The sequence below is a fragment of the Microbulbifer sp. MLAF003 genome (genome assembly GCF_030012965.1).
In the GTDB taxonomy this organism is placed as follows: domain Bacteria; phylum Pseudomonadota; class Gammaproteobacteria; order Pseudomonadales; family Cellvibrionaceae; genus Microbulbifer; species Microbulbifer variabilis.
On sequence record NZ_CP120232.1, the window covers coordinates 1,264,418 to 1,277,220 of the forward strand.

Here is a 12,803-nt window from a genome sequence, read left to right on the forward strand (position 1 = left end):
CGCTCCACTATTAATCCCTATTCGATTTATAGCTGTTGCGTATAAATTGAACACTTCACTCTTTATCAACAACCCATCATTGGATTGAGGAGGTTTTCATGGCAGTTTTGGTAGGTAAGCCGGCTCCGGATTTCACCGCTGCAGCGGTATTGGGTAACGGCGAGATCGTCGATACTTTTAACCTGAAAGAAGCAATTGAAGGTAAGAAAGCAGTAGTTTTCTTCTACCCGCTGGACTTCACCTTCGTATGTCCTTCTGAGTTGATCGCTTTCGACCACCGTTTTGCTGAGTTCGAGAAGCGCGGCGTTGAAGTAATTGGTGTTTCCATCGACTCCCAGTTCTCTCATAACGCATGGCGTAACACCCCGGTAAATGACGGTGGTATTGGCCCGGTTAAGTACACCCTGGTTGCTGATGTTAAGCACGAAATCTGCCAGGCGTACGACGTAGAAGCAGATGCTGGCGTTGCTTTCCGTGGTTCTTTCCTGATTGACGAGGAAGGTATGGTTCGTCACCAGGTAGTCAATGACCTGCCGCTGGGCCGTAATGTTGACGAGATGCTGCGCATGGTTGACGCTCTGGCGTTCCACCAGGAGCACGGCGAAGTTTGCCCCGCTGGTTGGCAGGAAGGTGACAAGGGTATGAACGCTTCTCCGGAAGGTGTAGCGGCTTACCTGAGCGAGAACGCCGAAAAGCTTTAAGCTTAGGGCCCTCGCTGTGGGGGTATCCCCACAACGAAAAAACCGCCGAGAGGCGGTTTTTTCGTTTATATAAGTGCCATTGTATTGCTTTATGGAACTGGCATAGGTGTCCGCGCGGAGTCTGAGATTAGCGACTAGAATTCTGCAGTCAGTCCTGCGTGGCGCCTAAATAGAGTTTTTGCCCGCTGGCTGCTAGTCTTATCTGCAAGTACCGGATTGCTTTGGCGGCTCGATTTGCGTATGAGACCTGCAATTCTTTCAAATATCGTCTACCACCTACGTGCCGGGAAGGCGCGTATTTTTCTCTCGGCACTACTTCTGTGCGGGCTGTCCCTGCCTGCGCGGGCAGTGGATATTGACGCCAGGGCCAAGGCATTTGACCGCTACTTTCGCCAGATGATGGCGGGTAAGTCAATTCCTGGGGGCGCTTACGTTATTGTCGATGGAAACCGCGTGGTCGCCATGGATACCTATGGCGTGCGGATCAGGGGTAAGGCCGGCAAAGTGGATAACGACACTGTGTTCCGCCTGGCTTCTGTCTCAAAAACCTTTGCGGCGAGCATGGCCACCATTTTGGAGCACGAAAAACGCTTCAATTGGAGTGACAAGGTAGTCAACTATGTGCCGGATCTGAGCTTCAAAACGTCAACCCTATCGCGGCAATTACAGGTAGAGCATTTGCTCAGCCACTCTTCCGGCCTGACTCCCAATGCGTACGACAATTATCTTGAGGACAACAAGCCGCTCAGTAAGATATTGCCGAAATTTGCCAATATTGATCCGCGCTGTACCCCGGGAAAATGTTACGGCTACCAGAATGTGCTATTCAGCCTGATTGAAGATGTGATTTTCGAAGCAACGGGTGTGTCTTTTGCCAGCCAGCTTAAACAGCGCATCTTTGTACCGCTGAAAATGCAGAATGCCTCGGTGGGCTGGGAGAGCTTTATGGCCTCTGATAACCGCGCTGCGCCCCATGTACAAACCGGCAGTGGCTGGCGCCCGGTTAAGGTAGAGAAAGAGTATTACTTTGCCGCTCCGGCAGCTGGCGTTAACGCCAGCATCTCCGATATGGCCCAATGGCTGAAGGCCCAAATGGGATATTACCCAAAAGTGCTGTCCCCAGAGATGATTGAGGATATGACCACCGAACGGGTCGCTACTCAGCGCCATATGCGCCACCGTATCTGGCGGGACTACCTGTCTCATGCCGGCTACGGCCTGGGCTGGCGTCTGTATACCATCGGTGATGACCGTATTATTTATCACGGGGGTTGGGTAGCCGGCTTCCGCGCTGCGGTGGCCTATTCAGAGAAGTTGAAGATTGGTATCGCTATCCTGATGAATGCGGAGTCTCGTGTAATCTCCGATCTCACCGCCAATTTCGTGATCGATATTACCGGCAAAGGCAACTCTGCCACAGTAAAAACCAGCGGAGATCGTTAATCTCCGCTGGAGGACCTCTTATCCCTCCCCTTGAAACCTGCCAGAAGGGCCTCATATCTGCTCCCTGTTCCGATTGACGTGTATGGGGAGACTTACTAGATGACCGTTGAGGCCCAAAAAGAGAGCCATGGATTCCAGACGGAAGCCAAGCAGCTACTGCACCTGATGATCCACTCGCTCTACTCCAACAAGGAGATTTTCCTGCGCGAGCTGGTATCCAATGCTTCTGACGCCGCTGACAAGTTGCGTTTTGAATCGCTGTCCAAGCCCGATTTACTGGGCGAAGATGCAGACCTGCGCATTCGCATTGAGTTTGACAAGGAAGAGGGCACGCTCACCATTACCGATAACGGTATTGGTATGAGCCGCGATGAAGTAATCGAAAACCTCGGCACCATCGCCCGCTCTGGCACCTCTGCATTTATGCAGCAGCTGACCGGAGACCAGAAAAAAGATGCGCACCTGATCGGCCAGTTCGGTGTGGGCTTCTACTCAGCATTTATCGTCGCTGACAAAGTCGACGTATTCACCCGTCGCGCCGGTTTGAATGCTGACCAGGGCGTGCATTGGGAGTGCCACGGTGAAGCGGAATACTCCGTGGAAACCGTTGAATGGCCCCAGCGTGGCACCCGAGTGGTTCTGCACCTGAAAGAGGAAGCGAAGGAGTTTGCCGATAACTGGCGCCTGCGCTCCATCATTAAAAAGTACTCCGATCACATCGCCATTCCGGTGGAAATGCTGAAAGAGGAAATGCCGGCTGCGGAGGAAGGTGAAGAGCCGAAAGAAGAGAAAGCGCCAGAGTTTGAAGCGGTAAACGCTGCCCAGGCCCTGTGGACCCGCCCGCGCTCCGAAGTGAAGTCCGAGGAGTACAAGGAGTTCTACAAGCATATCTCTCACGACTTTGATGACCCTTTAACCTGGAGCCACAACCGCGTAGAGGGCAAACTGGATTACACCAGCCTGCTTTACATTCCTGCACGCGCACCGTTCGATCTGTACCAGCGCGATGCCGCTCGTGGCCTCAAGCTGTATGTACAGCGCACCTTTATCATGGACGATGCCGAGCAGTTCCTGCCGCTGTACCTGCGCTTTGTGAAAGGTGTTCTGGATTCCAACGACCTGCCGCTGAATGTATCCCGTGAAATCCTGCAGAAAGATCGCAATACCGATGCGATCAAGAGCGCGCTAACCAAGCGTGTACTGGATATGCTGGACAAGCTGGCGAAGAAAGATGGCGATGAGTATCAGAAATTCTGGGAGCTGTTCGGCAATGTACTGAAAGAAGGCCCAGCTGAAGATTTCTCCAACAAAGAGAAAATCGCCAAGCTGTTGCGCTTCGCCAGCACCCACACCGATACCGAGAAGCAGGATCAATCCCTGGAAGAATATGTAGGTCGCATGAAGGATGGCCAGAAGGCGATCTACTATGTGTGTGCCGACAATTTCGCTACAGCCAAATCCAGCCCCTACCTGGAAGTATTCCGCAAGAAGGGTATCGAGGTACTGCTGCTCACTGACCAGGTGGATGAGTGGTTCGTGGGCCATATGAACGAATTCGACGGCAAGCAGTTCCAAGATGTCGCCAAAGGTGCGCTGGATCTGGGTGAAGCTGAGAGCGATGAAGACAAGGCCGAACGCGAAAAAGTCGAGAAAGAGTCCGGTGCTCTGGTTGAGCGGGTACAGGACGTTCTGGAAGGCCGCGTTGAGTCCGTACGCGCTACTACACGTCTGGTGGATTCTCCGGCGTGCCTGGTAGTGAGCGATCAGGATATGGGCCCGCAGATGCGTCGTATCCTGGAACAAGCCGGCCAGGCCCTGCCAGATGCCAAGCCGATCTTTGAAATCAATCCGTCCCACCCGCTGGTGCAGCGTCTGGATCAGGAAGCGGATGAAGATCGCTTTGCGGATCTCACCAATATCCTGATGGACCAGGCTAACCTGGCGGCAGGTAACCAGTTGGCGGATCCGGCAGATTATGTGCGCCGCCTGAATACGCTTCTGCTGGAAATGCACGGCTAAGTAACCATGGCTTACGGGCTCGCCCTGTAAATCCCGCGCGCTAAAATCTGCAACGCGCCAGCGCGCTTTTGATGTACGGCCCCTGCGTAACCAGCCCACCAGTTTATTGGATGGGTGGTTAAGCAGAGGGCCGTTTTCTGTTTTTTCCGTGTTGTTTTGCAAATTTACGAACAAATTCCCGTAAATTGAACCCTTTGGGCTTGGAGGGTCATACCTCTATAATCCCAGGCCACGAGAGAAGCTTTATCGGTATCACTATGCAAAAGGAAACTTCCAACCCCTCTCCATAGCCGTATTGGGCGGCGGCAGTTTCGGGACCGCAATTGCCAATATCGTAGCGGGGAACGGTCACGACACCCGCCAGTGGATGCGGGATTCGGAGAGCGCGGAAACTTGCCGGGAAACTCGGGAGAACAGTAAGTACCTACCTGGTGTAGCTTTACACCCGGAGCTTTGTATTAGCAGCGACTTGCACGAAGCTGTGCAAGGCTGTGACATTGTGTTTGTAGCAATTCCCAGTAAATCTTTCCGCGAGGTGGTACGCCGCGTAGCGCCGCTACTGAAGCCGGGCACCATGCTGATCTCCACTACCAAGGGTATTGAGCACGATCACTTCCAATTAATGAGCGATATCCTGCGCGAGGAAACGACTGGCATGCGTGTAGGTGTGCTGAGCGGGCCTAATTTCGCAAAGGAAATTGTCGCGGGCCACTACACAGCTACAGTAGTTGCCAGTGAAGATGAGGCCCTGTGCAAAGATATCCAATCAGCCCTGCATTCGGAAACCTTTCGGGTTTATTCCAGTAATGATGTGTTCGGAGTAGAGCTGGCCGGTGCCCTGAAAAATATTTACGCGATAGTAACCGGCATGGCCGCAGCACTGGACCGCGGGCAAAACACCATTAGCCTTTTAATAACCCGCTCCCTTGCCGAAATGATGCGCTTTGCCGAGGCGATGGGTGCAGATCCCATGACATTTATCGGTCTAGCCGGTGTTGGCGACTTAATTTTGACTTGCTCTTCCGATCTCAGCCGCAATTATCGCGTGGGTTATTTGGTAGGTAAGGGCAAACCCCTGGATCGTGCTGTCGCAGAAATCGGTCAGGTGGCCGAGGGCGTAAACACTGTTCGGCTGATAAAAAAGAAAGCTGATGAAATGGGCGTCTACATGCCCTTGGTTTCCGCGATTCACGCCATATTATTTGAAGAGCGACCGATCCCAGAGGTAATTCGTAATTTAATGTCGGGCGCACAAACGTTTGATGTGGCCTACTCGGCCAAGCCTTGATGGAAGCCTCTTATGAAAAATGATGAATTGAAGCGCAACCTGACCTCCGGTAATCAATGGGTGCGACTGATCTATATGGTGCTGTTTGGCATCTGTTTGCAGATTGCCGGCTGGGTACTGTTGGCTGTGGTGGTGCTGCAGTTCCTGTTTTCGATTATCGGCGGTAAGTCTAACGATAACTTGCGTCGTTTTGGCGATCAGCTCGCCTCGTATATCTACCAGGCTGTACAGTTTTTGATTTACAACTCAGACGAGAAGCCCTTCCCCTTTGCGGAGTGGCCGGAATCCGATGTAGAAGATCTCTCCGGTTATGAAGGAGCTGAAGAAGTCTCTGCGGAGGTGGTCGCTACAGAGGAAAAAGCTGAACCGGTCAAGAAAGCGGAATCAAAAAAAGAGGAAGAGGCTGAGGATGCCATTATTCTCGGTAGTGATGAACCTGCCGATGATAAAAAGCCTGAGCTGGTAGAAGAGGGTGCTGATGAGCCGCCGGCTTCTTTTGCTGAAAAGAAAGGCGAATCTGACGAGCGCGGCGAGAAAAACTAGCTACCTGCTCAGCTCTAATTGAGGCTATGTCAATGCAATTGTTTATCCTGCGCCATGGCAAGGCCGAGCCGATGCTTGGCAATGATGCCGCTCGCTCCCTGACGGAACGTGGGCGCAAGCAAGTGGCGCAGGTATGCAAAAAACGCTCAAAAGAGTTATCGGCTGTGCACGCTATTTGGGCCAGTCCTTTTGTTCGAACCCAGCAAACAGCTGATATTGTCTCCGCTCATTTGGGCCTGCCCGTTGTTACCGAGCCACTACTAATCGGGGATAGCAATCCCCAACAGTTGCTTGACCTTTTGCAGGAGCAGGATAACTTCCCCATTCTATTGGTTAGCCACCAGCCGTTGGTTGGCAGTCTGCTCAATGGCCTTTGCGGTAGCGGTAATGAGCATCCCATGGGTACTTCAAGCCTTGCCTGTGTGAGTGCTGAAGTTTGGGCCAATGGCTGTGCTGAGCTTGATTGGCTGCAACACGCAGAGTAGGCGCCATTTAATCTTCCTCCCATGCTTGCACCTAAATCACTAGCTCGCTGGTGCCAAGTGTCATTGCAGTTATGACAGAGCAGTAGCACCATCTTGCCTTATCAAAACCAGTTACCCAGTGGAATTACCACTTATGAAGCAAAGCGTCGCCAGCGAAATCACCCTCGAGTTTGAGAGTAAAACTATTGCTGCACGGCAGTGGGGTGACCCCTCTGGTGAACCAGTTTTGGCCTTGCATGGCTGGCTGGATAACTGTGCCAGTTTTAATCGACTTGCCCCCCTGCTTGAAGGAATTAACCTGGTTGCCATGGACATGGCTGGGCATGGCCGCAGCTACCATCGTTCTCCTCATGCCAATTACAACATCTGGGAGGAGGCTGAGGATATTATCGGTGCTTCGGAGGCTCTAGGTTGGCGAAACTTTTCCCTGCTCGCTCACTCACGAGGAGCCATTGCGAGCGTGATTACTGCCGGGGCTTTTCCCAACAGGGTAAAGCGCCTCGCATTGATTGATGGCTTGGTGCCCCCGGCCACAAAGGATGAGGAGTCGCCGGATATCCTTGCCAGGGCCATCGCCCAGCGCGCTCGTTACAGGCACCGCAAGGCAAAGGTATACCCGACCTTTGAGGGAGCCGTGGAAGCTCGTATGAATGGCCTCTTCCCACTTTCTGAATGGGCTGCACGGGTTTTGGCTGAGCGTGGAACTCGCCCCTTGGACGGTGGTTTTACCTGGAGTAATGATCCCCAGCTGATGGCGGCTTCCACCGCGAAGCTCAATGAAGTGCAGATTCGGGCCTTTCTTTCACGGCTCAGTATGCCGGTACGCCTGGTTCTGGCGGAGGGGGGATTACAAATATGATTAAGAAGCTGCGCCCAATTCTGGCTGATTATGAAAATATTGAAGTGCGGGAGCTGCCTGGCAGTCACCATTTGCATATGGAGGACGGAGCCGAGGGCATTGCGGAGTGGTTTGGGCCTTTCTTGCGCGGCGAGGCCGACTAATGAGCTAGAAGGGCACGCGCTTTGAATAGCAGCTGGGGTCCATTTCCCGCACTTCTACCGAGACCGCAGGCACGCCATCGGCGAATTGGCACAGGCAATTGAACACTGCCGAGCTCAGTGCTTCTCGCTCCCTGGAGCTGCGGCCTTCCAATAGCCGGATTTCGGCATGGATAAAGCTGCTGCCATTATCGCCGGCGATAAATTGCTCGTAAGCCTTGGCACGGGTCTTGATGTTGTGCGACGCAAATAGCCCGGAGCGGTTCATCGCCTCTTGTGCGGAGCTGACCAGGGCAGCCACGGAAATCCTGTCTTCCAGATTCTTCGCATACTCTATGATCAGGTGGGGCATAGCAATTCACTCCGTGAACATTGGCGGCTCTTTTTGAGCCGCGATGTGCTGGTGAGTCGACCCTGTTACTGGCGGAGCAGGGAGAGGAACTCGTTGCGCGTAGCCTGGTTACTGCGGAAAGTACCGAGCATTGCCGAAGTCTTCATCACAGAGTTCTGTTTTTCCACCCCGCGCATCATCATGCACATGTGTTTGGCTTCGATGATAACACCGACACCGGCAGCACCAGTGACGTTTAGCAGGGTCTCGGCGATCTCTACAGTAAGCTGCTCCTGGATCTGCAGGCGGCGCGCAAACATGTCGACAATACGTGCTACCTTGGACAGGCCAACAACCTTGCCATTGGGAATATAGGCTACGTGGGCGCGGCCGATAAATGGCAACAGGTGGTGCTCACACAGGGAATAGAGTTCGATATCCTTAACGAGCACCATCTCACTGCAGTCGGAGGGGAAGAGTGCATCGTTGACCACGGCTTCGACGGTCTGTCTGTAGCCGCGGGTCAGGTATTCCATGGCCTTGGCGGCGCGCTCAGGGGTGTCCTTGAGTCCTGGGCGTTGCGGATCTTCGCCGATTGCTTCAATAATTCGCGCGTAGTGTTCGTTCATGCTGCTCTTTCCAACATCTCAGCCCGAAGGGCGGGTGCGCTACCCTAAGCGTTTGTAACCCGAGAGTAAAGATCCGCGCGGACCCAGAGGCCTGTTGACAGCAATTTGATAGCCAGTGCCAGGGGCCATTTTTTGTTCGGGAAGGCAGATGGAGTGAGGCCTAGTTACTCTATTTAAACGACTGATAAAGTAGTTGGGTGGACAAATAGCCTAGGTCCATTGGGTACAGCTATAGAATTGCCACAACAGAGGCCATCCAATGAGTGACAATAGGCCCTGATGAGATACACAGTACTTAAGGATAGATTCGATGATAGAAAGGCGTGAATCCAGCCTGCACGAGCTGACCACGGTTTTGGACTACATTCGCTGGGGCACCAGCAGATTCCATGAGGTTGGTCTTTGGTATGGTCATGGCACCGATAACGCCTGGGATGAGGCGGTATTGCTTGTCACCCACGCGCTGCACCTGCCACCTTATAGTAAGCCGGAGATATTGCAGGCACGCCTGACGATGGAGGAGCGTCGCGATGTGCTCACTATCCTGGAGCGACGCTTTACCGAGCGGGTACCAGCTGCCTATTTGACCCATGAAGCGCACTTCTGCGATATGACTTTCTATGTGGATGATCGGGTGCTGGTACCTCGATCGCCTATTGGGGAGATGATACGGCACAACTTCCAGCCCTGGCTCAAGGTAGAGCCCTTGGCGATTTTGGATCTTTGTTGTGGAAGTGGCTGTATCGGTATTGCCTGCGCAGAAGCTTTCCCTGAAGCGCGGGTCGACCTGAGCGATATCTCTGAGGGTGCCATAGAAGTTGCGCAAATTAACATTAATCGCCACAACTTGAATGAGCGCGTGCGCGCTGTACAGTCGGACCTTTTCGCCGGCCTGAAGGGGTTCAGCTACGAGCTGATTGTCTGTAACCCGCCCTATGTAGATGCTCGTGACCTGGCAGAAATGCCAGAAGAATTCCGCGCAGAGCCAGAAATCGCCCTGGGTTCAGGAGAGGACGGTTTGGATTTTACCCGTCGCCTGTTGCGAGAGGCTGCCAATCATCTGCAGCCAGAGGGTTTGCTGGTTTGTGAAGTGGGCAATAGCTGGGAGGCATTGGAACAAGCTTTCCCCGAGGTACCCTTTATGTGGCCTGAGTTTGAGGATGGAGGCCACGGTGTCTTTGTCATCAGCCGCGAAGAACTGCTCGCTTACCAACCTTACTTCGAAAAAGAGTAATTTCTTTTGCCAACCCGGCAATCTACATTGCCGGGTTTGTTATTGGAGGCAGATGCGCGGAGCAATTGTGCTTTTTGTTCTTGGCTGCGTGCTGGGCCCCGGGGTTCCTTTATAATGTGCGGCTTCACTTGAGGCCAACTCCTGTTTAACCACCTACTAGCTGGAAAAGTCGTCTATGTCGGGCAATACCTTTGGCAAGTTGTTTTGTGTCACCACCTTTGGCGAAAGCCATGGGCCCGCCCTGGGCTGTATTGTTGATGGCTGCCCTCCGGGCCTGGAGATTAGCGAAGAGGAGATTCAGTTAGAGCTGGATCGCCGCAAGCCCGGTACTTCCCGTTATACCACCCAGCGCCGCGAGCCTGACCAGGTAAAAATACTCTCCGGTGTTTTCGAGGGGAAAACCACCGGCACGCCCATTGGCCTATTAATTGAAAATACCGATCAGCGCTCCAAGGACTACAGTAATATCGCCGAGCAGGTAAGACCGGCCCATGCCGATTTCACCTACTGGCAGAAATACGGCATTCGTGATTACCGTGGGGGTGGCCGTTCTTCCGCCAGGGAAACTACTATGCGGGTTGCCGCCGGGGCCATCGCCAAAAAATGGCTGAAGCAAAAATACGGCATTGAAGTGCGAGGCTACCTCTCTCAACTGGGCCCGATTAAGGTACAAAAACTGGATTGGGAGCAAGTGGAACTTAATCCCTTTTTCTGCCCGGATGCAGAGCGAGTTCCTGAAATGGAAGCCTATATGCAAGACCTGATCAAAGAGGGAAATTCCATTGGTGCGCGCATCTCAGTGCACGCCAGCGGTGTACCAGCTGGCTTGGGTGAGCCTATTTTTGACCGCCTGGATGCAGACCTTGCCCACGGCCTGATGAGTATTAATGCGGTAAAAGGCGTGGAAATTGGAGCGGGCTTTGACTGCGTGGAGCAGAAAGGCACCGAGCACCGGGATGAAATCACCCCAGAGGATGGCTTCCTATCGAATAATGCTGGTGGCGTGCTAGGGGGCATTTCCAGTGGTCAGGATATAATTGCCCATATCGCTCTAAAACCAACTTCTAGCCTGCGTATTCCAGGGCGCAGTGTCGACCGGTCTGGCAACCCTATTGAAGTAGTTACCAAGGGCCGCCACGATCCCTGTGTGGGAATACGTGCGACACCTATTGCGGAAGCCATGATGGCTCTTACACTTATCGACCATGCCCTGCGCCATCGCGCACAAAATGGTGATGTAACACCTGGGTAGTTCGAGCGCTCCTGATCTTTAGCTATAGGGATACCGCAAGAGCCGGTATCCATTGCCTTAGCCGTTAACATACAGTAAAGAAATTAAGGAGCCTCTAATTTAACCCAAGGCCCCATTAAAATAGTTAGCTCCAGTCTCCTTAATTTTATTAATACTACGAAGGCGGTCTGAGGGGCTTAATACGCCTTTGTTACCACGATTCACTACATGGGTGTAAATTTCAGTAGTGTTAATGTCAGAATGCCCCAATAATTCCTGGATAGTGCGTAAATCGTAACCAGCTTCGAGTAAATGTGTGGCAAAGCTATGCCGGAATGCGTGGCAGCGTGCCGGTTTGTTGATTCCCGCCTTTCTCACAGCACTATTTACTTAGCGCGTCAATGTGGATGAGTGTATATGGTGTCTTCGGTATATGCCTGAACGGGGACATTTACTGATAGTGTTAGCAGGAAACAGGTATTGCCAAGCAAGTTGTTTGGCGGCTCTGGGGTATTTGCGATCGAGTGCATCCGGCAGATAAACTAAACCGTAGCCGGTCAGTAAATCCTGCTGATGAAGAAGAGATACATATTTAACTTGACGTTGTAGATCTTGGATTATTCCCTGTGGAAGAAGGGTAGTTCGATCCTTATTTCCTTTTCCACCGCGGACAAAAATATTATTGCTACTAAAGTCCACATCTTTTATTCGGAGAGATAGTAATTCGGCACTACGAAGCCCTGAGCCATACATCAGCTCAATCTGTAATCTGAAGACCCCCTGTAAATGACTAAGAACCGTAGCCACTTCTTCACGACTGTAAACAACAGGCAGCCGCCGTTGCCTCTTGGCAATCGTAAAATCCAAGTCTGGGATGTCCTTACCTAAGAACTGCTTGTAGAGATAAGCAATAGCATTCAATGCCACTCTTTGAGTATTGGATGCGCGGAGATCATGAACAGCGAGATGGGTAAGGAAAGTCTCAACTTCAGCCGGCCCCATACCGGCAGGATGCTTCAATCGATTAAAGTGAATAAACCGCTTTATCCAGTGCGTGTAAGTTTGCTCTGTTCGGTACGATAGTCCCTGCTTGCGAATATGCTGACGTAAAATATCCATAAAACGTTCTGGTTTAGGGGGTAGCTTAGGGCAAATATCATCCATGACAATTTCTTTAAGCTGTTTTTTTATACAGTGTTTGGTGTTTTTCGGGATTGTCAATACCTAAGATCAAAAGCAGCTCCACATAACCACAGTAATATGAGCGTTAACTTATTGATTTTGAATGATTTACATCTGTGATCAAAAGCAACAAAATATGATGCAGCTGCAATATATCCACTTGAGGTATTACTATGTCATTGACGGCCAACTCCTTGATTTATAAATATCTTTCCTGGCTTTGGTAATTTCTTATTTTGGGATATATTGGCAGATAATATAATGCAGCTGCTTTTGAATACACTGTTAAATGTCAGGTCCACCATGAGCGATTTAAAAGAGATCTACTGTGACCTCAATGCAAGAATGACAGAGAACGGTTACTCTCTGGAGCGTCGTGGCAGCGTCAATGACCTCGAGAGAGTAGGTTTGACATTAGAATTAGCTCTGGGTATGAAATTTAGGTTTTATATGGATGATCTCGACAAACATGGGAAGCCTGACGACATAATGTTCGAAGGTATAGTCATCCATGATAGTGAGTTTGGGTATTTAGCTAAACAGCAAAGTGAGGTTTTTTGGCGCAGTGATATATCCGACTTCGAAAACATTTAACAAGTCAAAGCAGCAAGGGCCTTCGGCCGGGACGCACTTTCAGTGCGCCCCTGTTTGAGGCGTTAGTGGTAAGCAAGAATGAGATTTCAGTGCCCACATTGCAAAAATTTTGGAGTCAATGCTT

General features: G+C 51.7%; 15 protein-coding genes. 11 read left to right on the forward strand and 4 right to left on the reverse strand.

The annotated features are described in order from the left end of the window. Window positions 1-98: 98 nt before the first annotated feature. The 8 genes from P3339_RS06070 (at window position 99) to P3339_RS06105 (ending at window position 7,481) form a co-directional block, all read left to right on the forward strand. On the forward strand, window positions 99-701 hold the full coding sequence (locus P3339_RS06070; protein ID WP_282952720.1) for a peroxiredoxin: 603 nt from the start codon (window positions 99-101) through the stop codon (window positions 699-701). A gap of 240 nt (window positions 702-941) precedes the next feature. Further along, window positions 942-2,144 carry a serine hydrolase domain-containing protein gene (locus P3339_RS06075; protein ID WP_020412727.1) on the forward strand — a complete coding sequence of 401 codons (1,203 nt, stop codon included), beginning with the start codon at window positions 942-944 and terminating at the stop codon, window positions 2,142-2,144. 99 nt (window positions 2,145-2,243) lie between these two features. Continuing rightward, window positions 2,244-4,163 carry a molecular chaperone HtpG gene (gene htpG, locus P3339_RS06080; RefSeq protein ID WP_020412728.1) on the forward strand — a complete coding sequence of 640 codons (1,920 nt, stop codon included), beginning with the start codon at window positions 2,244-2,246 and terminating at the stop codon, window positions 4,161-4,163. Between the two features lie 286 nt (window positions 4,164-4,449). Continuing rightward, window positions 4,450-5,451: an NAD(P)H-dependent glycerol-3-phosphate dehydrogenase gene (locus P3339_RS06085; RefSeq protein WP_282953558.1), complete on the forward strand. Its 1,002-nt coding sequence runs from the start codon at window positions 4,450-4,452 to the stop codon at window positions 5,449-5,451. A gap of 12 nt (window positions 5,452-5,463) precedes the next feature. Further along, window positions 5,464-5,994, forward strand: coding sequence for a DUF4389 domain-containing protein (locus P3339_RS06090; RefSeq protein ID WP_282952721.1), 531 nt, complete (start codon window positions 5,464-5,466; stop codon window positions 5,992-5,994). Window positions 5,995-6,026: 32 nt separating this feature from the next. Continuing rightward, the gene (sixA, locus tag P3339_RS06095; protein WP_020412731.1) at window positions 6,027-6,479 is read left to right on the forward strand and encodes a phosphohistidine phosphatase SixA; all 453 of its coding nucleotides are present in this window, start codon (window positions 6,027-6,029) and stop codon (window positions 6,477-6,479) included. A 133-nt stretch (window positions 6,480-6,612) separates the two neighbouring features. Next, complete coding sequence (locus P3339_RS06100) at window positions 6,613-7,338, forward strand: alpha/beta fold hydrolase (RefSeq protein ID WP_282952722.1); 726 nt, start codon at window positions 6,613-6,615, stop codon at window positions 7,336-7,338. Beyond that, on the forward strand, window positions 7,335-7,481 hold the full coding sequence (locus P3339_RS06105; protein ID WP_282952723.1) for a hypothetical protein: 147 nt from the start codon (window positions 7,335-7,337) through the stop codon (window positions 7,479-7,481). Before P3339_RS06100 ends, P3339_RS06105 begins: the two co-directional genes overlap by 4 nt. Before the next feature lie 4 nt (window positions 7,482-7,485). On the opposite strand, the gene P3339_RS06110 is transcribed toward P3339_RS06105, so the two are convergent. After that, on the reverse strand, window positions 7,486-7,830 hold the full coding sequence (locus tag P3339_RS06110) for a 5-carboxymethyl-2-hydroxymuconate Delta-isomerase (RefSeq protein ID WP_020412733.1): 345 nt from the start codon (window positions 7,828-7,830) through the stop codon (window positions 7,486-7,488). Between the two features lie 65 nt (window positions 7,831-7,895). Beyond that, window positions 7,896-8,438, reverse strand: coding sequence for a GTP cyclohydrolase I FolE (folE, locus tag P3339_RS06115; protein WP_282952724.1), 543 nt, complete (start codon window positions 8,436-8,438; stop codon window positions 7,896-7,898). 310 nt (window positions 8,439-8,748) lie between these two features. Between folE and prmB the strand changes: the two genes are divergently transcribed. Together prmB and aroC are read left to right on the forward strand one after the other, a co-directional pair. Further along, window positions 8,749-9,672, forward strand: coding sequence for a 50S ribosomal protein L3 N(5)-glutamine methyltransferase (gene prmB / locus P3339_RS06120; protein ID WP_282952725.1), 924 nt, complete (start codon window positions 8,749-8,751; stop codon window positions 9,670-9,672). Between the two features lie 175 nt (window positions 9,673-9,847). After that, window positions 9,848-10,924, forward strand: coding sequence for a chorismate synthase (gene aroC / locus P3339_RS06125; RefSeq protein WP_282952726.1), 1,077 nt, complete (start codon window positions 9,848-9,850; stop codon window positions 10,922-10,924). 99 nt (window positions 10,925-11,023) lie between these two features. On the opposite strand, the gene P3339_RS06130 is transcribed toward aroC, so the two are convergent. Together P3339_RS06130 and P3339_RS06135 are read right to left on the reverse strand one after the other, a co-directional pair. Next, complete coding sequence (locus P3339_RS06130; protein ID WP_282952727.1) at window positions 11,024-11,281, reverse strand: tyrosine-type recombinase/integrase; 258 nt, start codon at window positions 11,279-11,281, stop codon at window positions 11,024-11,026. 12 nt (window positions 11,282-11,293) lie between these two features. Next, entirely contained in the window at window positions 11,294-12,067 is a 774-nt protein-coding gene (locus P3339_RS06135) for an integron integrase (protein WP_282952728.1), read from the reverse strand. A gap of 279 nt (window positions 12,068-12,346) precedes the next feature. Here P3339_RS06135 and P3339_RS06140 point away from each other — a divergent pair, with 279 nt between their 5' ends. Next, the gene (locus P3339_RS06140) at window positions 12,347-12,679 is read left to right on the forward strand and encodes a hypothetical protein (RefSeq protein ID WP_282952729.1); all 333 of its coding nucleotides are present in this window, start codon (window positions 12,347-12,349) and stop codon (window positions 12,677-12,679) included. The last annotated feature ends 124 nt before the right edge of the window (window positions 12,680-12,803 follow it).

Excerpts from the sequence above, each read along its gene's own strand:
- P3339_RS06070 (WP_282952720.1), top strand. The coding sequence starts at position 99 with ATGGCAGTTTTGGTAGGTAAGCCGGCTCCGGATTTCACCGCTGCAGCG.
- P3339_RS06075 (WP_020412727.1), top strand. The coding sequence starts at position 942 with ATGAGACCTGCAATTCTTTCAAATATCGTCTACCACCTACGTGCCGGG.
- htpG (WP_020412728.1), top strand. The coding sequence starts at position 2,244 with ATGACCGTTGAGGCCCAAAAAGAGAGCCATGGATTCCAGACGGAAGCC.
- P3339_RS06090 (WP_282952721.1), top strand. The coding sequence starts at position 5,464 with ATGAAAAATGATGAATTGAAGCGCAACCTGACCTCCGGTAATCAATGG.
- sixA (WP_020412731.1), top strand. The coding sequence starts at position 6,027 with ATGCAATTGTTTATCCTGCGCCATGGCAAGGCCGAGCCGATGCTTGGC.
- P3339_RS06100 (WP_282952722.1), top strand. The coding sequence starts at position 6,613 with ATGAAGCAAAGCGTCGCCAGCGAAATCACCCTCGAGTTTGAGAGTAAA.
- P3339_RS06105 (WP_282952723.1), top strand. The coding sequence starts at position 7,335 with ATGATTAAGAAGCTGCGCCCAATTCTGGCTGATTATGAAAATATTGAA.
- P3339_RS06110 (WP_020412733.1), bottom strand. The coding sequence starts at position 7,830 with ATGCCCCACCTGATCATAGAGTATGCGAAGAATCTGGAAGACAGGATT.
- folE (WP_282952724.1), bottom strand. The coding sequence starts at position 8,438 with ATGAACGAACACTACGCGCGAATTATTGAAGCAATCGGCGAAGATCCG.
- prmB (WP_282952725.1), top strand. The coding sequence starts at position 8,749 with ATGATAGAAAGGCGTGAATCCAGCCTGCACGAGCTGACCACGGTTTTG.
- aroC (WP_282952726.1), top strand. The coding sequence starts at position 9,848 with ATGTCGGGCAATACCTTTGGCAAGTTGTTTTGTGTCACCACCTTTGGC.
- P3339_RS06135 (WP_282952728.1), bottom strand. The coding sequence starts at position 12,067 with ATGGATGATATTTGCCCTAAGCTACCCCCTAAACCAGAACGTTTTATG.
- P3339_RS06140 (WP_282952729.1), top strand. The coding sequence starts at position 12,347 with ATGCAGCTGCTTTTGAATACACTGTTAAATGTCAGGTCCACCATGAGC.